The sequence below is a fragment of the Ensifer sesbaniae genome, from assembly GCF_013283665.1.
Lineage (GTDB): Bacteria > Pseudomonadota > Alphaproteobacteria > Rhizobiales > Rhizobiaceae > Ensifer > Ensifer sesbaniae.
The window spans coordinates 1,932,700-1,953,958 of the sequence record NZ_JABEKU010000002.1; the positions used below are offsets into that span (position 1 = coordinate 1,932,700).

The following is a 21,259-nucleotide window of genomic DNA, read 5'->3' on the forward strand; positions in this document are numbered from 1 at the left end:
CGGCCCGTCCGCAAGGCACGGCGGGCCGGAGGCTGGCTGCCCGTTGCTGCGGGCTTTTGAGGATGGAAACGCAAACCATGACCGAAACGCTTGTAAGACCCTTGAAGGCCGGTCTGATCGGCGCGGGCATTCAAGCGTCGCTGACCCCGGCGATGCACATGACCGAAGGCGCAGCTCAGGGGCTTCGCTATGCGTACGAGCTGATCGACCTTCGCGAAATCGACGCGACGGAAAACGACCTGCCGCGCCTGCTTGCCGAGGCTGAACGGCAGGGGTTTGCAGGCCTCAACATCACCCATCCGTGCAAGCAGGCAGTCATAGCCTATCTCGATGAGCTTGCACCTGATGCGCAGCGGCTCGGCGCCGTCAATACCGTCGTGCTCAAGGGTGGGCGGCGTTATGGCCACAACACCGATTGGTGGGGTTTTGCCGAAGGTTTCACGCGCGGGCTGCCGGATGCCGACCTTTCCTTTGCCGTGCAGCTCGGGGCAGGCGGCGCGGGCGTCGCGACCGCTTACGCCGCGCTATCGCTCGGCTTGAAGCGCCTTGCTGTTTTCGATCGCGAGCCGGATCGGGCGCAGTCGCTTGCCGAGATGCTGACCGCCCTGTTCCCCGAAGCGGACATCTCAGCCGGCACGGACCTCGCGGCTGCAATGCGATCGGCGTCGGGGCTGATCCACGCCACGCCGACGGGCATGGCGAATTATCCGGGGCTGCCGCTCGACGGCGACCTTCTCGATCCGCGCCATTGGGTCGCCGAGATCGTCTATTTCCCGCTCGAAACGGCGCTGCTCGCGGAAGCCAGACGACGCGGCTGCCGCACGCTCGACGGCGGCGGAATGGCCGTCTTCCAGGCGGTCGGCGCCTTTCGCCTGTTTACAGGGCTCGAGCCGGACGCGGCGCGGATGCTCAACCATTTCAAGGCGATGACCGGCTGACGCCGAGAACTCCAGCGAGGAATGAACGATGAAGACCTCGATAGCAACGGTTTCGCTCAGCGGCGATCTCAAGGACAAGCTGCATGCCATCGCCAAAGCGGGCTTTGCCGGTGTCGAAATTTTCGAGAACGATTTCCTCGCCTTCGACGAGAGCCCACGCGAAGTTGGCCGGATGGTGCGTGACTTCGGTCTGGAGATCAGCCTGTTCCAACCCTTCCGTGATTTCGAGGGCATGCCCGAGCCGCTTCGGACACGGACTTTCGACCGGGCGGAGCGCAAGTTCGACCTGATGCAGGAGCTTGGTACCGACCTCGTCCTCGTCTGCTCCAATGTGTCGCCGGCGGCACTGGGTGGACTTGACCGGGCGGCCGCTGACTTTCGCGAGCTCGGGGAACGCGCCGCGAAGCGGGATCTGCGCGTTGGCTACGAGGCACTCGCCTGGGGCCGCCACATCAGCGATCATCGCGACGCCTGGGAGATTGTCCGGCGCGCCGATCATCCAAACATTGGCCTGATCCTCGATAGCTTCCATACGCTGTCGCGCAAAATCGAAGTCAACTCGATCCGCTCGATTCCCAAGGAGAAGATTTTCATCGTCCAGCTCGCCGATGCCCCGCTGATCGATATGGATCTGCTCTACTGGAGCCGGCACTTCCGCAACATGCCGGGCGAGGGCGACTTGCCGGTGACCGACTTTACCCGCGCGGTGGCGGCAACTGGCTATGACGGCTATTTGTCGCTCGAAATCTTCAATGACCAATTTCGTGGCGGCAACGCCAATGCGATTGCCGTCGACGGATATCGCTCGCTGATCTATCTCGGGGACCAGGTCAGGCGCGCCGAAGCGGATATACGGTTGCCGGTTCCAAAGATGCCTCCGCGCGTTGATGTCAAGGGTGTGGCCTTCGTGGAGTTCAGTGCCTCCGAGGAAGAAGCAGGCGAGCTCGAAGCGCTGCTCGTTTCCATCGGCTTCAAGAAGGCGGCACAGCACCGGACGAAGCAGGTGGTAGTCTACCGCCAGGGCGCAATCAATCTGGTCGTCAATACCGAGCGGGAAGGCTTCGCCAGCGCGTCCTATCTGGTACACGGCACGTCCGCCTATGCCTTCGGCCTCATGGTGGACGATGCGGCCGCGACCGTGGAACGGGCGCGGGCGCTTGGCGCCGAACCTTTCGAGCAGCCGGTCGGCCCAGGTGAACTCCTGGTCCCGGCGATCCACGGTGTTGGCGGGGGCCTCATCTATTTCCTGGACGAAAAATCCGAGCTCTCCAGGATCTGGGAGATCGAATTCGATCCGGTGCGAGACGAAGGCTCGGTCATCCCGGCCGGACTGTCCACCATCGATCACATCGCTCAGACCGTCAAATACGAGGAGATGTTGACCTGGCTGCTCTTCTACACATCGCTACTGGATGCGCATAAAACACCCATGGTCGACATTATCGATCCGGCCGGCATCGTGCGCAGCCAGGTCGTGGAAAACGACGCGGGCACGCTGCGTCTGACGCTGAACGGCACGGAGAACCGCAATACGCTGGCTGGCCGCTTCATCGCCGAAACCTTCGGCTCCGGCGTACAGCACCTTGCTTTCACCACCGAAGATATCTTCGCGACGGCGCAAGCATTGCGGAAAAACGGCTTCAACGCACTGCCGATCTCGCCGAATTACTACGACGACGTCGAAGCCCGCTTCGGTCTCGATGCGGAGCTTATCGATCAGCTGAAGTCCGAAAACATTCTCTATGATCGCGATGACGGCGGCGAATATTTCCAGCTCTACAGCCCGACCTTTGGAGAAGGTTTTTTCTTTGAAATCGTCGAAAGACGCGGCTATCGCGGCTACGGAGCCGCCAACGCTATCTTTCGCATCGCGGCGCTGAGAAAGTACTTGAGGCCAGACGGGCTGCCGAAAAGCTAGTCGCCAAGCGATAGACTCGGGACACCGATTGGCTCAGGGGAGTTGTAACGGTGGTCGTCAGGCGACATTCTCCGCTGCCGAGAACGGCGCCATGCTTGGTGTGACCTGCCATTCCCCTGTTCCGTCTGGCGCTGGTTATGCTTGACGTTGCTCGGCACCTCGATCCTCGCCGAGTTGGCGAAGACAGCATCCCAGTTCGCAAGCACACCGTCGCCAACGTCGCAAACTGCCACATAGAACTTCAGCGCGGGTGTCAGCGTTTTCGCCTGGTATGGTTTGGGCGACCACATCAGGCCTGTACAGCCGTTTCTCTTTATGGGCCAAAATAATCGCATAATGTATCGAGCGGAACACCGTAGGTGACATCGCAGCCTTGCGCAGAGTGACCGCGCGAGGTTTGTTCAAAATGCCGCCGCCACTATACTCTCGCGTTACAGCCGGGAGAACGTTCATGCGTCCTCTAGCCCAATGCCAAGCGTTGATGGCGGCGGTTCTCGCAAGCGCTGCCGCCGTGGTTTCGACATCCGCGCCCGCTCAGGATCGCCTTGGCGAGCGTGCAGCGATGATCGAGACGATCAAATCGCACGCCCGCTCGGCGCCGTCAGCGGTCGAAGGCCAGGGCATCGATCCGGCTGTGTTGGAGGCGATGGGAAAGGTGCCGCGCCACCTTTTTGTGCCCGAGGAGCAGCGCGGCGAGGCCTATCAAGATCGGCCACTGCCGATCGGATACGGCCAGACCATTTCGCAACCCTTCATCGTCGCGCTGATGACCGACCTGATCAACGTCGGACCTCGTGACGTTGTTCTCGAGATCGGTACTGGCTCGGGTTATCAGGCAGCCGTCTTGTCGCCGCTCGCAGCGAAGGTTTACTCGATTGAGATCATACCGGAGCTGGGCGAAAGGGCAGCCGCCCGCTTGGCGGAGCTCCGCTTCGACAATGTCGAGGTGAAGGTGGGCGACGGTTACTATGGTTGGGCTGCGCACGCGCCTTTCGACGGTATCGTCGTAACTGCCGCTGCCAGCCACATCCCGCCGCCGCTGGTCGAGCAGCTTGCCAAGGGAGGCCGTATGGTCGTCCCTGTGGGAGGCCCCTTCGCGACCCAGTTTCTCATGTTGGTCGAGAAGCGACGGGACGGAAGCATCACGACCCGGCAGTTGCTGCCGGTGGCCTTTGTGCCACTGAGGGGAGGTAGGGCCCGATGAGAGCGGGGCGCCTACTGCCGGTTGCTCTGATATCAGCGGCAACCCTTGCTTACGAAGTGCTGCTGATGCGGCTCTTTTCGATCATTCAATGGCATCAAATTGCCTATATGATCATAAGCATTGCCCTCCTGGGCTTTGGTGCGAGCGGTACGTTCGTTGCCTTGGCCCGCCGTCCTCTGGTGAAACGGTACTCGACCGCCTTCGCAGCGTCGGCAGCGCTGTTCGGCATTACTGCGGTCGCCAGCTTCGCGGGTGCTGAACGCCTGCCGTTCAACGCGCTCGAGGTCGTCTGGAATCCGGGCCAGCTCGGTTGGCTCGCTGCCAGCTATGCACTGCTCATCCTGCCGTTCTTTTTTGGTGCAACCTGTATCGGCCTTGCCTTCAGTCGCCATCCTGGCCAGATCGGACGCGTCTATGCCTTCGACCTGGTCGGCGCTGGGGTCGGCGCACTGGGTATCATCGGACTGTTGTTCCTGGTCTTTCCCTCTGTGGCACTGCGCTACATCGCGGCGTTGGCATTTGCGGCGGCTGCCCTCGCCGCGACAGGCATGGCTCGCCGTCGGCGGTTCGCCGCGGGCAGCCTTTGGCTTGCAGCCGCGGTCGTCGCGGTGTGGCTGCCACCGTCCTTTACGGCCACCGCACCGCACATGTCGCAGTACAAGGGCCTAAGCCTGGCTCTCGACGTCCCAAGCGCGCAGATGGTCGAAGAGCGATCAAGCCCGCTCGGACTACTGACAGTCGTGGCAAGCCCGAGCGTCCCTTTCCGGCACGCGCCGGGCCTCAGCCTCGCCAACACCCAAGAGCCGCCCGCGCAACTCGCCGTCTTCAGCGATGGCGATGGTATTACGGCGATGACCGCCTATAGCGGCGATCCGGCGACCGTCGCCTATCTCGAGCGGACAACGGCGGCGCTCCCGTACCGAATGCTTGCGCGGCCGCGCGTGCTGGTCCTCGGTGCTGGTGGCGGCGAGCAGGTGCTGCTGGCGCTACGCGCCGGAGCCAACATCGTGGACGCTGTAGAGATCAACCCGCAGATGATCGACCTGGCTCGCAATCGTTTCGCGAAGTTCATCGGCGGCATCTTCAGCCTTCCGCACGTGCATCTGCATCTAGCCGAGGCGCGCGCCTTCGCTGCGTCCGCTGGTGAGCGTTACGACCTGATCCAGATGCCGCTCCTTGACTCCTTCAGCGCGGCCGCGGCCGGGGTACAAAGCATGCATGAGAACTACACCTACACCGTGGAGGCACTGCGGGATTACCTGGCGGTACTGAAACCAGATGGCATCGTCGCCGTCACGCGCTGGCTACGGGCGCCTCCGCGCGACATCCTCAAGCTATTCGCCACCGCTATCGCCGCGCTTGACGCGGATGGCGTGTCCCAGCCCGGCCGGCACCTGGCGCTGATCCGGAGCTGGAATACCGCAACCCTGCTCGTCGCCAAGTCGTCCTTTAGCAGTGAGGACGTCGCAGCCATTCGCGCCTTCGCGGCCGAGAATTTCTTTGATGTCTCCTGGGTGCCGGGCATCTCCGCGAGCGACGTGAACCGCTACAATCAACTCGACCAGGAATATCTCTACGAGGGAGCCCTCGCTCTCATCGGCCCTGAGAGAGCCGACTTCACCGAGCGCTACAAGTTCAACATCGTGCCGGCCACTGACAATAAGCCCTATTTCTTCGACTTTTTCCGTTGGCAAGCCCTGCCCGAACTCCTGAAGCTGCGCACTCAAGGAGGGGCAGCGATGCTCGACTGGGGCTACCTGATCCTGGCGGCGACGCTCGTGCAGGCCGCGATCATAAGTGCCGTCCTGATCCTGCTGCCGCTCTGGCTTCGCCGGCGCGCGCTCGGGAGTGCCGTACCCCGGCTGCGCTTCGGGCTTTATTTTTTTGCCTTGGGCCTAGCCTTCCTGTTCATCGAGATCGCCTTCATCCAGCGCTTCGTGCTGTTCCTCGGCCACCCGCTCTACGCCGTCGCTGTTGTGCTTGCGGGTTTCCTTGTCTTCGCAGGTCTCGGTAGCACCCTGGCCGCACGCTGGGTGGTGGCGGTCGGAAGCGGATCGGCAGTGCGCGGCATAACCCTCGCTGTCGTGGTGATCGCATTCCTGGCTGGGAGCTACCTGCTCGCGCTGCCCGTGATATTCGAACGGCTGCTGATACTTCCGGATGCCGCGAAGATCGCAATCGCGCTCCTCCTCATAGCGCCGCTCGCTGTCTTCATGGGCATGCCGTTCCCCCTCGGCCTCGGCCACATCGGCGCATGCTCGGAGGAATTTCTTCCCTGGGCGTGGGGGATCAATGGCTGTGCGTCGGTGCTGAGCGCGATCCTCGCCGCACTGCTTGCAACGCATATCGGGTTCACGGGTGTCGTGACTATAGCCACGATCCTTTATCTTGCCGCGCCGGCTTTACTCGCCGGGTCGTGGTATCGACACGATCAGCGGACGTCGCAAGGCTCTATTTCAAATCTGAACCGTTCGCGAGATAAGCGGAATGGCCCCTCCCGCAACTGATGTTGGCACACCGTTCGATGCCAATCGCGGCGTGCGACGTAAGCTTGTGCAAACAGGTGGAAGGCGCCTCAAGCAGTCGAACGGCGTCCAAGACACGAGGCGAGGGGGCCGTGCACCCCTTTCTTCTCGCCCACCCTCAGCTATTTGTCCAAGAAAGATCCCGCTCGGCTAGCAGAAGGCGTGGTTCATTGCCTTTCGGCCCAGAGAACGGCGAGAGCGCCATGCAAGTTCAGGTCGAAACCTTCGTGGACGAAGGTGGTGTCAAGAAGCTCCGACGATTTTACCTCAACGGCCGGCAGATCGATGTGGTCGAAAACCTCGATCAGTGGCATGGCGCCGATTACCGCTACTTCAAGGTCAGGGGCAGCGAGGGTGACGTTTACATTTTGTATCTGGACGAATTTCTTACGCAGTGGGCGCTGACGATGTATCAACGTTCGCAACCGCCGGACTCCCGCGGCACCCTATGACACATTGTCGGCTTTTCAAGTGGGGCATCAGCCCGGTCCGGGCCCCGGGGTCAAGCTCATCCCCGAACAAGCGGTAAGACGGCCGAAAACAGTTTTGTATCCTTCGGGAGACGAGCCGTTTGCGATGAACCTGACGTACGACTCGGTCAGTATTCGCATCTCCGCACTGTCGGCCTTTCCAAGCGGCCGTGGAGAATTAAATATGTGCTATCGTCCTGATCTTGGCCGCCATGGTGATCGCTCTCCGCAACGTTAGAAAATCCTATGAGACTGCCGAAGGGCGGCTCGAAGTGTTGAGAGGGGTCAATCTCGATCTCGACCAAGGAGACAGCGTTGCCCTGACAGGGGAGTCGGGTAGCGGAAAGAGCACCCTCCTGCATCTCGTAGCCGGTCTCGACCGTCCGGATTCAGGCGAGATCGTGATCGGGGGCCGAGACATCTCCAAGCTGAATGACCGGGAACGCGCTGCTTACAGGCGAACAGAAGTCGGCCTCGTATTTCAGCAGTTCAATCTTGTCCCGTCACTAGACGTGGCCGCGAACATCGCGTTCCATGCCAAGCTAGCGGGGCGCCATGATCCCCCGTGGGAAAATGAACTCGTGGCCCGCCTCGGAATCGGGACATTGCTGACCAGATATCCTGAGCAGCTTTCCATCGGACAACAGCAGCGGGTGGCGGTCGGACGAACCCTTGCCGCGCGTCCCGGCCTAGTCCTGGCGGACGAACCCACAGGAAACCTGGACGAGGCCAATGGAGACGCTGTCCTGGAACTGATGCTCTCGCTGTCGAAGGGAACCGGATCGACACTGCTCCTGGTGACACACTCGCAAAGACTGGCGGATAGGCTCGACCGGCAGCTGCATTTGCGGTCCGGGAAGATCGAATGAAGATGTGGACCGCAGCCACGGCACTTCTGTCCCACTGGCGACGACGACCGCTGCAGCTCGGCACTCTCTTGTCCGGCCTGGCGCTGGCAACGGCCCTGTGGACCGGAGTGCAGGCGATCAACGCAGAAGCCCGCGCGAGCTACAGCCGCGCCGCGGCTGTGCTCGACCAGAACGGATTGGCGAACCTGGTTTCTCCAAACGGCAGCCCGATTCCTCAATCCGCCTTCGTGCGGCTCAGGCGGGCGGGCTGGAACGTATCACCAGTTTTGGAGGGAGACTATCGGTTCGGTGTCACCCGGTTAAAGGTGATCGGCATCGAGCCACTGACGATGCCCGCGCAGACTAACACCGTCGATCTGGGAATTGGCGGAGACTTGCTTTCCTTCATCACGCCGCCGGGCATGTTGGTCGTCTCTCCCGCAACAGCGGAGAAATTGCGCGGACAGACCGACCTCGCGCTGCGTATTTCGGATCGGATGCTGGACGGCGCCGCCTTCATCGATATCGGTATGGCCCAGAGGCTATTGAGAAGAGAGGGCGAACTCAGTCGGATTGTGATCGCCGAAAACCAACGTTCCGGTCTGGAACCACTTGAGAAGGTTGTTCCAACGCTCTCAGTTCGCGAGCCGAATGCAGAAACCGACGTCGAGCATCTAACCGAGAGTTTCCATCTCAATTTGACGGCCTTCGGTTTTCTCGCCTTCGCGGTGGGGCTGTTCATTGTGTATTCGACGATCGGTCTTGCCTTCGAGCAACGGCGGCCGACCTTCAGAACGCTTCGCTGCCTCGGCGTTTCGTTGCGTGCGCTTGCCGTTCTGCTGCTCGCCGAGCTTGTCTTTTTCGCGCTTTCCGCCGGGGCAGTCGGCGTCGCGATCGGATATCTGGTCGCGTCGCTGTTGCTGCCCGGAGTGGCCGCAACCCTGGAAGGACTCTACGGAGCCAGCGTGCCTGGCACGCTTTCCCTGCGTCCGGAGTGGTGGATTTCTGGTTTTGCCATCGCGGTGGCCGGAACATTGGTTTCGTCGGCACAGAGCATGTTGCGCTTGACGAGGGTGCCTTTGCTCGCGGCGGCCCAGCCCCAGACCTGGGGGCGATCGTGGCAAGCGGGGCGGCGGTTTCAGGTACTAGCCGCAGCCGTTTTGCTAGCCCTTTCGGGAACTCTTCTTCTGTGGGCTGAAGGACTCGCGGCGGGCTTTGCCATACTTGGCTGCCTTCTGCTCGGGGCGTCGCTGCTTCTCCCCACCGTGCTCTCTGGATTCTTCACCGTGATGCAGCGGACGTCTTCGTGCGCGCTTGTCAGGTGGTTCTGGGCGGATGCGCGGCAGCAACTCCCCGGACTTTCCCTTGCGCTCATGGCGTTGCTTCTTGCGCTGGCGGCAAACGTCGGCGTTGGAACCATGGTGTCGAGCTTCCGTCTCACGTTCGTCGGCTGGCTCGACCAACGCCTCGCCGCCGAGCTTTACGTCGCGGCCCGGAATGAGGGCGAGGCAGACAGGCTCAGGACATGGCTTGCAACGAAGGTGGATTCGTTGTTGCCGATCTCCAGCGTAGATGCCGAGATCCGGGGGCAACCGATGCAGATCTTCGGTGTCGTTGACGATCCGACCTACAGGAAGCACTGGCCCCTGATCATTGGCATGCCGGACGTCTGGGATCGGGTGGCGTCCGGTCAAGGCGTACTGGTCAACGAACAGTTTTGGAGGCGGGACCAGCTCCGCATCGGCGATCAGCTAGAACTGGCGGGTGACTGGAGGGCGGCGGTTGTCGGGGTCTATTCGGATTACGGAAACCCAAAGGGCCAGGTCATCGCCGGATTAAACGCCCTTACCTCTCGCTACCCGCAAGTCTCGCGCCTGCGCTACGGTCTGCGGATCCAGCCTGATCAGGTCGCGGACCTACGATCAAGGCTCTCGGACGAATTCGGCCTACCACCCGGTAACGTCGTCGATCAAGCGGCACTGAAGGAACAGTCACGGCGGATCTTCGATCGCACATTCCTGGTTACGGGCGCGTTGAACATTTTCACGCTCGGGGTTGCGGCATTGGCTATGTTCTCGAGCCTCTTCACGCTTTCGGAAATGCGCCTCCCGCAGCTTGCGCCCGTGTGGGCCCTGGGGGTCACGAGACGCGATCTCGCTCTTCTTGAAGTTCTAAGGACGCTGGTGCTCTGGCTGGCGACATTTATTGCCGCTCTGCCCCTCGGTCTGGCGCTGGCGTGGGTGCTTCTCGCGGTGGTGAACGTCGAAGCTTTCGGCTGGCGTCTGCCTATGTATATCTTTCCTTACGAGTGGATCAGGCTCGGACTCGTCGCACTCGCCGCTGCGGTCGTTTCCGCGTTGATTCCGCTTCGCCGACTGACAGGACTCGCGCCATCGGAACTTCTGAAGGTATTCGCCAATGAGCGTTAGATCGATTGCGATCGCTTTTGCGGTGACGACCATGGTCAGCTTGTCCGGAAGCCATGCGGCCTCCGAGGGCTTTGGTGACCTCGGCTCGCCGGCGGAAGGATTTTCGGTGCCACGGCCCGGCCTGCTGTTTCGTTTCCCCGCCGACCACGGCCCACATCCGGACTTCCGGATCGAGTGGTGGTACCTGACGGCCAATCTTGAGGCCCCTGACGGAACTCAATACGGAGCGCAGTGGACCCTTTTCCGGTCAGCGCTGGCTCCGGGTGAGGCCAGAGAGTGGTCGAGCCCACAGCTCTGGATGGGGCATGCAGCCGTCACCTCTTCAAAGGACCACTTCGTCTCAGAACGTATGTCCCGCGGGGGAGTGGGGCAGGCTGGAGTTGTCGCGGAGCCGTTTTCCGCCTGGATCGATGACTGGCAGATGAAGGGACAAGCCGCCCCGGGAGCGGACCAATTGGCCGACCTCAGCCTGTCTGCGACGGCAGAGGAATTCGGCTATGAACTCCGCCTTTCGGCGACCGGTCCGCTGGTGCCACAGGGCGACAACGGCTATTCGCTGAAATCAGCGAAGGGACAGGCCAGCTACTACTATTCGCAACCATTCTATGCGGTCACCGGCTCGCTTTCGCTACCGGCCGGCAATGTAGAGGTGACGGGGAAGGCTTGGCTTGACCGCGAGTGGTCGTCACAGCCGCTCGCGGAAGACCAGATCGGTTGGGATTGGTTCTCGCTGCATCTCGATACAGGCGAGAAGCTCATGGGCTTCCGTCTCAGAGATGAAGGAGAGGGATACACCTCCGCCACCTGGGTCACTGCCGACGGGCGACCGGATCCCTTGCCCGCGGCGGCTCTCAAGATCGTTCCCGTGCGAACCGCGAAAGTCGCAGGGCGCCAAATTCCTGTTTCTTGGAATGTCCGGATTCCCAGTCGCGGCTTTGACGTCACAACCCAGCCTCTGAACGATCATGCGTGGATGTCAACGTCGGTACCGTATTGGGAAGGCCCGATCGTCTTCGACGGCAGCGTCAGTGGCAGGGGCTACCTGGAGATGACCGGGTACTAGCCCAAACCACAGGCTACAGCGCCGCGCGTCTTATCAGACGCGCAAAGGTCGCTGTAGGACTTTGATTTGCTGCATGTCTTCGTCCTTAAATCGAGGTCGATTCAAGGAGACATGCAGTAGCAGGAGGGGCAGGAGGCAGTTTCTATCGCACCGCCGGGCCTGCGGAGGGTTGCGGCATGCGCAATGGTTTCATCCCAGGAACGGTGCTTCACGTAGATGGCGATCAGCGCCTGGTCTGACCTCGGAGGTGTTCTCTGGTGATGCAGAGGAAAGCGTGTGTCACCGGGAATTGAATACGGCGGTGCCGCCACTCATCGTCACAGGTGTTGTCCGGCCCATACCACCCATGGAACGACGACACGGGCTGTTGCGTTAGCGATGTATGTCTTCCAGATTTGGAGCTTTGTTTTCAATAACGGATCAAATCATAGAGGCAGCATTTTCCAATAGATCAATCGGCGACAAGGTATGTCGAGTGCATCGGTCGACGCATATCGGTCACTTCCCTGTTTTGCCATAGGTGCCGACCAGCTCGGTTCCGGCAATGACGTGATCGCGCATTTGCGCTTCAATTTGGTCCTTGCTAGCCGCCGCCGATAGGGTGAGCCGGTCATCGAGTGCGTAGAGCTTGAAGAAGTAGCGGTGCACACCGATCGGAGGACAAGGGCCGCCATACGCATTGCTGTTCCACCCATTCCTCGCTGTCTGGGCGCCTGATGGCAGTTGCGAAATCCCTTCCACAAGCCCCTTCAGGTCGGGGGGCAGATTGAAAACAATCCAGTGTATCCATGTCATCTTCGGATGAGCAGGATCCGGTGCGTCCGGGTCGTCGACGATCAATACAAGGCTTTTGGTTCCGTTCGGAACGTCTGTCCATTCGAGAGGCGGGGAAATACCTTGCCCTTCGCAGGTGTAGCGCCTGGGAATGGTTCCGCCATTGTTAAAGGCGGGCGATGCGATAGTGAACGCCATATGGAGCCTCGGCGAATTCACGAAACCGTTTCGTTGCCCCTCACGATATACCCTTGCCCACGTAATCTGTGGGCGTCTCCAGACCAGTAACAGCATCGGCCTATTGGTGCGCGATGTCCAGGGCGTCGACCCGAAACCTATAACGACACGCTTGCCTGCGTCAGCAAAATTAGCGCGAATGTCTGTCGATTATATCGGACATTTTCATAGGATCTTGGATGGACGAGGATGCCAACGCCCAACATATCGTGGGAGCGCAAATAGCTCCTTCGAATTGCGGGTTACGGTTCGAAACGCTTCAAGGCGAGGGATCGGAGAGATCCGAACTGAGCGGCATGTTGCCGGCTTCCAATCATCGCAGGCGGATGGAGTGTTCGCGTTACCGCCTTTGATCTGAACGTCCGTAAGCGGGAAGAACGGATCCTTAGTCGGCACGAATCCGAGCGTCTCAGTTGGGGCCGACTGCTGACTGTCCGCTGTCAGGTAAACTTGAGGGAGAGGGGCCATTCACACGGGTAAGGCTGACGGTATGCTCCGACTCCGGGTCGCCGCTCGCGTGTGCAGCTTCAAACCCTCCACGTGTCAACGGCCGGAGTAAATCCGGAGCCACTTGAGGCGCACGCATGCGGTTGCCCGGAGGAGTAGCTCAAGCGTGGTCTCATGCGTGCGGCGCGGTATTGCCGGATATTTCAGCCTGCCTCTCGGGCGCAGCTATGCTCGAGACGGTATTCTCCGAACCCGGGCGTGAAGGCGACATGCCTATGCGGCACGGGCCGCAGCTTGCGCTATCAATTCCTCGTCCTTGGCCACGCCCCGCTTGAAAGCGTCCCTGTTCACCAGTTTTCCGATATAGTCGAGAAACGTCTGACGCGGAGGTAGGGTCTGGAGGCCGAGGCCCCAGCCGAGATGCGAGCCGATATAGATGTCTGCAGCTGTGAATCGATCGCCTGCGATGAAAGGATGCGCCTGGACCGCGCGTTCCAGTTCATCCAGCGTCCGCTCATAGCTGCCGTAGCCGAAGAAGAACTCCTGCTCCGGTGCTGGCACGAATTTGGCGCGGTGATTGGTGACGGCCTGTTCGATCGGACCGGCGGCGAAGAACATCCAGCGATAATAATCGGCACGCTCTTCCGCGGTAGGCGCCAGACCGGCTTGCGGAAAGGTTTCTGCGAGATAGGCGATGATTGCGCCGCTTTCGGCCACGGCGTGGCCGTCATGCACGATCGCAGGCACCTTGCCCATGGGATTGACCTGCGTGAAGAAGCGGACTCGCTCGTCATTGGGATCGCCAGACACCGGTCGTTCAAGAGCCGCCCCGCCCCACGCGTCGAATGCGCTGGTCTTCTGGTAATCGATGACCACCGTCTCGTAGGGCTGGCCGATTTCCTCCAGCATCCAGCGTACAATGCGGCCGCGGGAATTGGGATTGGTGTAAAATGTGAGCGTCACGTTCAAATCTCCTGATTGATGGCTGTTCCGGATCGGCTCCCTTGCTTGTGATGTTGCAGGGCTGCCGGGTCGACATTTCGCTGTTGCCGGGTGCAGTGTTCAACACCGGCACCACAAGAGCAGAAGATAAGGACAGAACGCAGTGCGCGCACTAGCAGACGGCGCCAACGGACTTGCGAAAAGCGCCAAAAGCGCTACCGTATACGCCAGCCAGTGTGTAGCACTTGCGCCGTCCGTACGCCGGGCGCTAGCCCCGAGATGTGCCTTGAAAAGCGCAATTGCCGCGGTGTGATTTGGCCGATGGCGTCATGCCGCCGCAGGGCAAGGCATGCCGTAGGCCATTCCGCCACCTGCGATCTCCAACTGGAGTAAAGAGAGATAGCCATGACCAAAGTGCCTTCTGACCGATGCAAATTGCCGAGGCCATTCTGGCAATCGCTAGAACAACTGGGACTGCGGCCTTCAGCGGTCCTGCGACATGCCAGGCTTCCTGCGACGCTTCATCTCGACAATTCCGCCGTCATCAGCACGACACAGTTTTTCGCAATCTGGAATGCCATAGAGGCGCTCTCCGAGGACCCCGCCTTCAGCATCAGGATGGTGAGCGAGACCAGCACCGCCAATCACAAGCTTGCATTTCTGGTGGCGTCCTACGCTGCCGACTTTCGGGACGGCATGGCGCGGATCGCCCGCTTCAACCGCCTGTGCAGCCCTGACCGCCTTTGTTTCGAGGAGCGCGACGGCAAAGTGGCCGTGACGATCGAGTGGCCTGGGGGCACCGAACCGGAGCCGCCGCTGTCGGTGGACGCAAGCTTTGCCCTTTTGCTGGAACTCGGCCGACGCGGCACTGGCCGTCACCTGCGGCCAATCTCGGTGGAATTGCGGCGGCCAAATCCCGGAACGGACAAGCACGGCATTTTCTTCGATTGTCCGATCCATTTCGGGGCGAAACGTGATCGCATGGTGCTGAATGCGCCGGACCTCGACCTGCCATTTCCTGGGCACAACCCCGAACTGCTCCTGATGCTAACCCCCGCGCTGGCAAACGCAGTGCGTGAGATTGAGGCGCGGGCCACACTCGGTGACCTAGTAAAAGGCGCATTGAAGCGCGCCATGGCCAGTGGGCGCCCGGACGTTGGAGCCGTGGCGCACGAACTGGGGCTGAGCGAGCGCACCCTCCAGCGGCGTATTACCGCGGAAGGCACGACATTCCGTGCTCTTCTGACCGAAGCCAGACAGGAACTCGGTTCCCAGCTTCTCTCCGATCCCTCGATTGACATAGAGGAAGTGGCCTTCCTGCTCGGATACCAGGACACCAATTCGTTCTATCGTGCGTTCCGTGAGTGGGAAAACATGACGCCCGGCCAGTGGCGTCGGATCATGTCCCCATCGACAATGGCTGTTTCGGACGACAGTTAAGCAGAGATCAGCCGCTCGATCGAACTGCTAAAACGGAAACATTCTCCCCAATAGGTGCGGCCCCGCGGAGTGCGGGGTCGCCCTCGGTCAAATCTCTGTATGCTCCGCTAGTTCTAGCGCATCCTCGATGTCCACACCAAGGTACCTGACTGTGTTCTCGATCTTGGTATGTCCGAGCAGGATCTGGATTGCACGAAGATTGCCCGTCGCTTTGTAGATCATCGCGGCCTTCGTGCGTCGAAGCGAGTGTGTGCCGTAGTCTTCGCGTCTTAGCCCAATTGCAGTCACCCACTCATCGACCAATCGGGCATACTGGCGAGTGCTGAGATGATCGGCATGATCAACTCGACTGGGAAAGGCGTAGTCGTCAATTGTTCCGCCTCTCCGTTCAAGCCATGCAAGCAGGCTTGCCCTGACTTCGGCCGTGATCTCGAACTGTACGGGACGACCGGTCTTTTGCTGGACGACCATGGCGCGGCTTCGAATTTCTTGACCTGTGACGAGGGTTCCGATTTTTATCTTAACAAGATCGCAGCCTCGGAGCTTACTGTCGATTGCGAGATCAAACAGCGCGCGATCTCTCATGCGTCTTTCCCGATCGAGGAAGAAGCGGATCGCCCAAATCTGTCGCTGCTTTAAAGGCCACTTGACGCCGACCTTTCGGCCCGCGTTCCAAGCCGGTCGTCCCAGTGCGTTTGGATCATATTGTGCAACACCCATTTTTGTTCTCCTTTGACCAAACTTGGCCGCGTGAAGAACTCGAGAGAACAGTGAGGGGGCCGATGGCAGACCGTCTGGTTTCGGTCCCAGTAATAAAATTAGCTGACAAACGCGCAGTGAGGCCACTATGAGCGCAGCGCTTCTGTAGTGCGAGATGGAGTTCTTGTGCTCCACCGACGCACGCACACCTTTTCAAGCGTCGACTCGAACTGCGGGACGGGGCCGGGAGCCACGCCCCGCAGCCACTTCAGTTCGTGATGAACTCCAGAAGGTCGGCGTTCAGCACATCAGCGTTCACTGTCAGCATCCCGTGCGAGAAACCGGGATAGGTCTTCAGAGCCGTTTCGGCGGCAGGCTTCACCGGCTGCCGGATCGGCCGGGGCCAGCATCTGCGCCATAGCATTCATCGCTGACATCACATGGCGTCCTGTGAGGTGAGGATGGCGAGGGCCGGCAAACGGATCGATTCCGACCCTCACCGGAATGCTCGCCATGCCGGCCCGGGTCAGCCTTCGCTCGGCACCGGCGTGTTGAGAAGCTGCTGCTCCCAAAGATACGCGATGCCGCTGCCGCCGAAGTGCTGGATGAGAATATCGGTCAGCTCCTCGACATGCTCGGTGCGCGCCCAATCGCGTTGCCATTCGCCAGCGAGCGCCATCACGGTCATCACGTTCGCGCCGGCCGCGGCCATGCGCTGGATGGCAACTTCGTGAGACTCCTTCGAAATCCCGCCCGACGCGTCGGTGATCACGGTCACGTCCCAGCCTTCGCCGGCGGCCTGGATGACAGGCATTGCGACGCAGACCTCGGTCCACAGGCCGGCGATGATCAGTTGCTTGCGGCCGGTCGCCTTGACGACGTTCACCACATTCTCGTCCTGCCAGGTGTTCACCCAGGTGCGATCGATGACTTCCTGGTCCGGAAATACGTCGGTGATCTGCTTAAAGAGAAGTCCACCGCGCGCCGCGATCACGCTGGTGAGAATGGTCGGAACATTGAAGGCTTTTGCTAGCTTCGCCAGCGCGGTCGTGTTGTTGACCACCATATGCGGATCGTGGCTGTTCAGGTTCGCGAGTTGATAAGGTTGGTGATCGATCAGAACGAGGACCGAATCTTCGGGACGAAGAAGCGAATCGAGGCCGTTACGAGGGGTCATCAAGACTTCCTTTCTCTGCCGCTATGGACGGCGATCGGTTCACGGGAGACATGCGCCAGCGGGCGACGTTGCCTGGACGCAATTTGCTGTTCCTTTTGGTGGTGCGGTAGTGCCATAGTCGGGCAAGCTGTGTCGCGAAATAAGGAACGCCGGAATGGACATCGAAGACCTACAGACATTCGTCGCAGTGGCCGATGCCGGGGGCGTATCGGCCGCCGCGCGCCGGCTTGGCGTCTCCAAATCGATCGTCAGCCGGCGACTCTTCCGGGTCGAAGCGGAGCTTGGCGTCCAGCTTCTTGCACGAACGACCCGCGGCGCCGCGCTCACGGAAGCGGGAATCACGTTCAGGGACCATGCGGCCAGAGCCAGCGCCGAGATCGACACCGCCAAGGAAACGATCCTCCCCACCGGTGAGTTGCGCGGCCGCCTGAGGGTTGCCATGCCGCTTACGTTCGGCCCGACCCACTTCGCTCCCGTGCTTGCGGACATGGCGCGCCAGCACCCGCAGCTTCACATCCATACCTCCTACAGCGATCGCTTCGTCGATCTCATCGCAGAGGGTTTTGATTGCGCGATTCGGGGTGCCTACCTCCAAGACTCAAACCTGATCGCGAAGCGCGTCGGGCCGATCCATGGAAAGCTTGTCGCCAGCCCGGATTACATCAAAGCGCACGGGTCACCTGAGACCCTGGACGAACTCGTCACTCATCAGGCCCTCATGCAGGGAACGGAAGCCTGGCAGTTCATGGATGGCGACAAGATCGTCACGGTTCAGCCGCAGGGCAGGTTCAAGGCCGACAGCGCTACGGCGCTTGCCGCTGCGGCGGCGGCAGGTCTCGGCATCGCCTGGCTCCCCGATTGCATCACATATGAATATGTGGCCTCCGGCGCTCTGGTCCCGATCATGACACGCTATCCGGTCCCTCCGGGGGCGGCGTATGTCGTCCGCCCGCCGGGTCAGCATCCCACGCGGAAAGTGCGTGTGCTTACCGAAATGCTGACTGAGTACTTCAAACGGAACCCGGACGTTTGGGGTCTCGACCGTTAAAAAACGAACGGGGCGAAGACTTATCAAAGAATTGCGTTCGACGGTCGCTCTACTGCGAGCCGCCGAGCGTGACGACATTGCCCACACGTTCCACTTACTGCGACACAGCTTTCGCTGGGCTCCGGACCTGAGGCTGCCTTCTTATGCAATGGTTGACTGGCCGTTTTCGGGACGAAACCCAATCGACCTCAACGACTGGCGTGGGGGCGCACACCGGCCGAGGTCGGTGCTCGCGTTCGGCCGAGCTGGTCAAGCGCGAGTGTGCCTCAGTTGTCTTTTCGACCTCGCGAGATGCGGCCGCCGCTGGCGACGGTGAGTTCACCAGGATGACGTGCGTTAAAGAACCCCTCAATCTGCCTGCATGTAATCCGCCACGCTGTAGCAATGGCTCGCCTGATAGGCGTTCCGCCCGCGGTTCATGTGCGTCAGGTTGAACGTGCGAATGGCGCGCACCACGCGGCGGCTCCCGAGGAGTTTGCGGATCGAGACAGAGCCGCGCACATTGATGCCGAAAATGTCCGCACCACGCGGGAAGAAATAACTGACGTCCTCTGGCATCGCGACGCTTTGCTCGAGAAAGGGTTCGTCCACCCGGCTCGGCGTTGCTGAACGATCTGTAGTGAAATCCGAAAGATGCACGATGAATCTGGCGCGGATATCCTCGCCTTGAGCATAGAGCGTGAAAAGCTCCATCCAGCTCGCATTGACGCGTATGAGCGGCTTGTCCGAGGTCGACGGCAGACAGGAAACCGACCAGTAGTAGCGCTCGGTCTTGCGCAGCAAGGGAATGCAGTTTGGACCGTATAGCCCGAGAATCTCCAGCACTTCCCCCGCTTGCGGGCGACTAAGTAGCTTCTCAAATCGAGCGACATATTTGAAGCGCTGTTCCAGGGACCCTGAGCGGTCGCCCGCGTCCGGCAAGTCGATCTTGCCCGCTATCCAATCGCGCTGCTGCTCAAGATCAAGGAATTGCCGCACACCGGTGGTTCTGGGGCGAGAAGGCGTGTCCATGTCAGGCACCCTGCGAAATTCGTGTGCTCGTCATCGGCCGACTCCTGTGTAGTCGCTTGGGCGGTTGCGATTCTAAGCATCGCGCCCAATGCGCCTCCGAATGATACGTCGCGGACGGAGAATTTGGAACGGCTGCGCGACCACGAGGAGAAAGTCGCCTCACCGTTCGCTGCCTTCGCAACGGCTTGACTTCAAGGCTGATGTTGCCGGCTCTGCGGAGCGGCCGCTTCTGGGATCAGAGTTCGATCTACACGATGGCCGCAATGGTGAAGGTTTTTCGATGCGGGCCGCTGCGTGAGGGTGGCGGCTGGGCCTGCGTCGGCCCGCGTTGAAAAACCTCCCAAGGAGGAAGCCGCGGGGGCTGGGTGGAAGGCGGAAGTTGGCGCGCAAGTTGCTGAGCGACGCAATGCGCGCCAAAAAGCCAATGCTGCGAAAAGAGCGGAATCGCCCTCGTTATCCAAGAATCGCTCAAGATATCCTGCAGCCGTTTCGGCTCCCATTCAGAGCCTAATCGTTGAGACACGCGAGGACATGGCCAGCTCAAGAGCCCGTTCATGCTATCGCCCCGTCATTCGGGGCCCTGATTTCACGACGGTTTTTATCTTCGCCACGGCTTCGAGCGTGCGATGGACCGGGCATTTGCCGGCAATTTCGACGATCTTGCCGCGAAGCTCCTCCGATACCTCGCCGTCGACGGAGATGACGCGCTCGAAATGGTCGATCCTGGCGCTGCCGCTGCGCTCCGACTCTGTGCATTCCTCGCAGTCCTTGGCGTGGATCTTGGCATGTGAGACGTCGACGCCGATGCGGCCGAGCGCGAGCCCCTTGTGCTCGGCATAGAGGCGCAGCGTCATCGAGGTGCAGGCGCCAAGCGCGATCGACAGGAAATCATAGGGTGACGGGCCGGAATCGAGACCGCCCACGGTTTCGGGTTCGTCGGCGAAAAGCCGATGGCCGCCGGCCTGAACCGCGTTCTGGAACTTGCCTTCGCCCGTCTCCATCACCCTGACATGTTCGATTGGCTGCGTGCCCTGCGGCGTGTCGGCGGCGAGATAGCGCGTCAGCCATCCCGAAATGATCCGGCCGGCGAAGGCTGCGTCCTCAGGGTCGGTGAGCAGGTGGTCGGCCTTGTCCAGCGAAACGAAGCTCTTGGGATGCTTGGCCGCGAGGAAGATTTCGGTGGCGTTCTCGATCCCGACCGTCTGGTCCAGCGGCGCGTGAAGGACGAGGAGCGGCTTTTTCAGGCTGGCAACGGCATCCTTGATGCGCTGCCCGCGCGCGTCTTCGACGAATTGCTTTTTTATAAGGAACGTGCGCCCGGCAAGATCGACATCTGCCTCGCCGCTCCTCTCGATCTCCTCAAGGCTCGTTCCGAAGTTCTTCAACACGTGGCCGACATCGGCCGGCGCGCCGATGGTGGCCACGGCGCGCACTTCGGGAATGTCCCCGGCGACGGCGAGAACCGCTGCACCGCCGAGCGAGTGGCCGATCAGCAACGACGGTGCCTCATAGTGTTGGCGCAGATAGTCGGCGGCCGAAAGCAGGTCGGCGACATTGGACGAGAAGTTTGTCGAGGCGAATTCGCCCTCGCTCGATCCTAATCCCGTGAAATCGAACCGCAGGACGGCGATGCCTTCGCGCGCAAGCTCGGCCGCAACGCGGCGCGCCGACGCCAGATCCTTGGAACAGGTGAAGCAATGGGCAAATATTGCGTAGGCACGTAATGGCCCGTTGGGCAGATCGAGGCGGGCGGCAAGGATTGCGCCGGAATGACCGGGAAATTGGAGCCGTTGCGTGTTGAAAGACATGGTGCGCTCCTTTGCTGTGAAGGAAATGCTCATTCTACATCCCCAAGGGACCTACAACTTTGCGCGTCTTTTCAGGCGCCACCATACACGACGGCGCCTACCGTTGGACCCCGTGTGACAAGCAAGGGCATGGGAGTCGAAACGCGTCGATCGCAGCTTCCGAGGTAAGCTCTGGAAGTGGCGCAAACCTGCAGCTCGGCGCCATCTATGCATGTCCGCTTCTAGGATACCACCGTGCTCTGCTCAGTGTCCGACTTGAGGGCGCAATGCTGTCGTTTGCA

The 21,259-nt window shown here is 60.8% G+C and carries 16 protein-coding genes and 1 pseudogene; 10 read left to right on the forward strand and 7 right to left on the reverse strand.

The genetic code is table 11. The features are described from left to right. Positions 1-77 precede the first annotated feature (77 nt). From BHMPCIPO_RS26755 to BHMPCIPO_RS26790, 8 genes are all read left to right on the forward strand, one after another. Positions 78-938, forward strand: a complete 861-nt coding sequence (locus BHMPCIPO_RS26755; protein WP_173519757.1) for a shikimate dehydrogenase — start codon at positions 78-80, stop codon at positions 936-938. Between the two features lie 28 nt (positions 939-966). Beyond that, positions 967-2,856 (forward strand): bifunctional sugar phosphate isomerase/epimerase/4-hydroxyphenylpyruvate dioxygenase family protein, encoded by a 1,890-nt coding sequence (locus BHMPCIPO_RS26760; RefSeq protein ID WP_173519758.1) that lies wholly within the window; start codon positions 967-969, stop codon positions 2,854-2,856. Positions 2,857-3,418: 562 nt separating this feature from the next. Continuing rightward, a complete protein-coding gene (locus tag BHMPCIPO_RS26765; RefSeq protein WP_246304574.1) occupies positions 3,419-4,060 on the forward strand; it encodes a protein-L-isoaspartate(D-aspartate) O-methyltransferase in 642 nt (213 codons plus the stop codon). Beyond that, complete coding sequence (locus BHMPCIPO_RS26770; protein ID WP_210266655.1) at positions 4,057-6,567, forward strand: spermidine synthase family protein; 2,511 nt, start codon at positions 4,057-4,059, stop codon at positions 6,565-6,567. The genes BHMPCIPO_RS26765 and BHMPCIPO_RS26770 overlap by 4 nt, the downstream gene beginning before the upstream one ends. Before the next feature lie 221 nt (positions 6,568-6,788). Further along, positions 6,789-7,037: a hypothetical protein gene (locus BHMPCIPO_RS26775; protein WP_173519760.1), complete on the forward strand. Its 249-nt coding sequence runs from the start codon at positions 6,789-6,791 to the stop codon at positions 7,035-7,037. A 230-nt stretch (positions 7,038-7,267) separates the two neighbouring features. After that, positions 7,268-7,924, forward strand: a complete 657-nt coding sequence (locus tag BHMPCIPO_RS26780) for an ABC transporter ATP-binding protein (protein WP_173519761.1) — start codon at positions 7,268-7,270, stop codon at positions 7,922-7,924. Then, positions 7,921-10,332 carry an ABC transporter permease gene (locus BHMPCIPO_RS26785; protein WP_173519762.1) on the forward strand — a complete coding sequence of 804 codons (2,412 nt, stop codon included), beginning with the start codon at positions 7,921-7,923 and terminating at the stop codon, positions 10,330-10,332. Before BHMPCIPO_RS26780 ends, BHMPCIPO_RS26785 begins: the two co-directional genes overlap by 4 nt. Next, positions 10,322-11,395 carry a lipocalin-like domain-containing protein gene (locus tag BHMPCIPO_RS26790; RefSeq protein WP_173519763.1) on the forward strand — a complete coding sequence of 358 codons (1,074 nt, stop codon included), beginning with the start codon at positions 10,322-10,324 and terminating at the stop codon, positions 11,393-11,395. The genes BHMPCIPO_RS26785 and BHMPCIPO_RS26790 overlap by 11 nt, the downstream gene beginning before the upstream one ends. A gap of 498 nt (positions 11,396-11,893) precedes the next feature. On the opposite strand, the gene BHMPCIPO_RS26795 is transcribed toward BHMPCIPO_RS26790, so the two are convergent. After that, positions 11,894-12,367, reverse strand: a complete 474-nt coding sequence (locus BHMPCIPO_RS26795; RefSeq protein WP_173519764.1) for a YbhB/YbcL family Raf kinase inhibitor-like protein — start codon at positions 12,365-12,367, stop codon at positions 11,894-11,896. A gap of 759 nt (positions 12,368-13,126) precedes the next feature. After that, complete coding sequence (locus tag BHMPCIPO_RS26800) at positions 13,127-13,822, reverse strand: glutathione S-transferase family protein (RefSeq protein WP_173519765.1); 696 nt, start codon at positions 13,820-13,822, stop codon at positions 13,127-13,129. Between the two features lie 378 nt (positions 13,823-14,200). Here BHMPCIPO_RS26800 and BHMPCIPO_RS26805 point away from each other — a divergent pair, with 378 nt between their 5' ends. Continuing rightward, a complete protein-coding gene (locus BHMPCIPO_RS26805) occupies positions 14,201-15,235 on the forward strand; it encodes an AraC family transcriptional regulator (protein WP_173519766.1) in 1,035 nt (344 codons plus the stop codon). An 87-nt stretch (positions 15,236-15,322) separates the two neighbouring features. On the opposite strand, the gene BHMPCIPO_RS26810 is transcribed toward BHMPCIPO_RS26805, so the two are convergent. The 3 genes and pseudogenes from BHMPCIPO_RS26810 to BHMPCIPO_RS26815 form a co-directional block, all read right to left on the reverse strand. After that, the gene (locus tag BHMPCIPO_RS26810; protein WP_173519767.1) at positions 15,323-15,955 is read right to left on the reverse strand and encodes a tyrosine-type recombinase/integrase; all 633 of its coding nucleotides are present in this window, start codon (positions 15,953-15,955) and stop codon (positions 15,323-15,325) included. Between the two features lie 247 nt (positions 15,956-16,202). Continuing rightward, positions 16,203-16,295: pseudogene (locus BHMPCIPO_RS33165) on the reverse strand (alpha/beta fold hydrolase); the annotation flags it as partial. Positions 16,296-16,460: 165 nt separating this feature from the next. Beyond that, positions 16,461-17,111: a hydrolase gene (locus tag BHMPCIPO_RS26815; RefSeq protein ID WP_173519768.1), complete on the reverse strand. Its 651-nt coding sequence runs from the start codon at positions 17,109-17,111 to the stop codon at positions 16,461-16,463. 154 nt (positions 17,112-17,265) lie between these two features. On the opposite strand from BHMPCIPO_RS26815, the gene BHMPCIPO_RS26820 reads away from it, so the two are divergent. After that, positions 17,266-18,159, forward strand: a complete 894-nt coding sequence (locus tag BHMPCIPO_RS26820; RefSeq protein WP_173519769.1) for a LysR family transcriptional regulator — start codon at positions 17,266-17,268, stop codon at positions 18,157-18,159. A 348-nt stretch (positions 18,160-18,507) separates the two neighbouring features. Here the strand turns inward: BHMPCIPO_RS26820 and BHMPCIPO_RS26825 are convergent, their stop codons facing one another. Together BHMPCIPO_RS26825 and BHMPCIPO_RS26830 are read right to left on the reverse strand one after the other, a co-directional pair. Then, on the reverse strand, positions 18,508-19,170 hold the full coding sequence (locus BHMPCIPO_RS26825; RefSeq protein ID WP_173519770.1) for a hypothetical protein: 663 nt from the start codon (positions 19,168-19,170) through the stop codon (positions 18,508-18,510). A gap of 557 nt (positions 19,171-19,727) precedes the next feature. Further along, positions 19,728-20,978, reverse strand: a complete 1,251-nt coding sequence (locus BHMPCIPO_RS26830) for a bifunctional alpha/beta hydrolase/OsmC family protein (protein WP_173519771.1) — start codon at positions 20,976-20,978, stop codon at positions 19,728-19,730. Between the last annotated feature and the right edge of the window lie 281 nt (positions 20,979-21,259).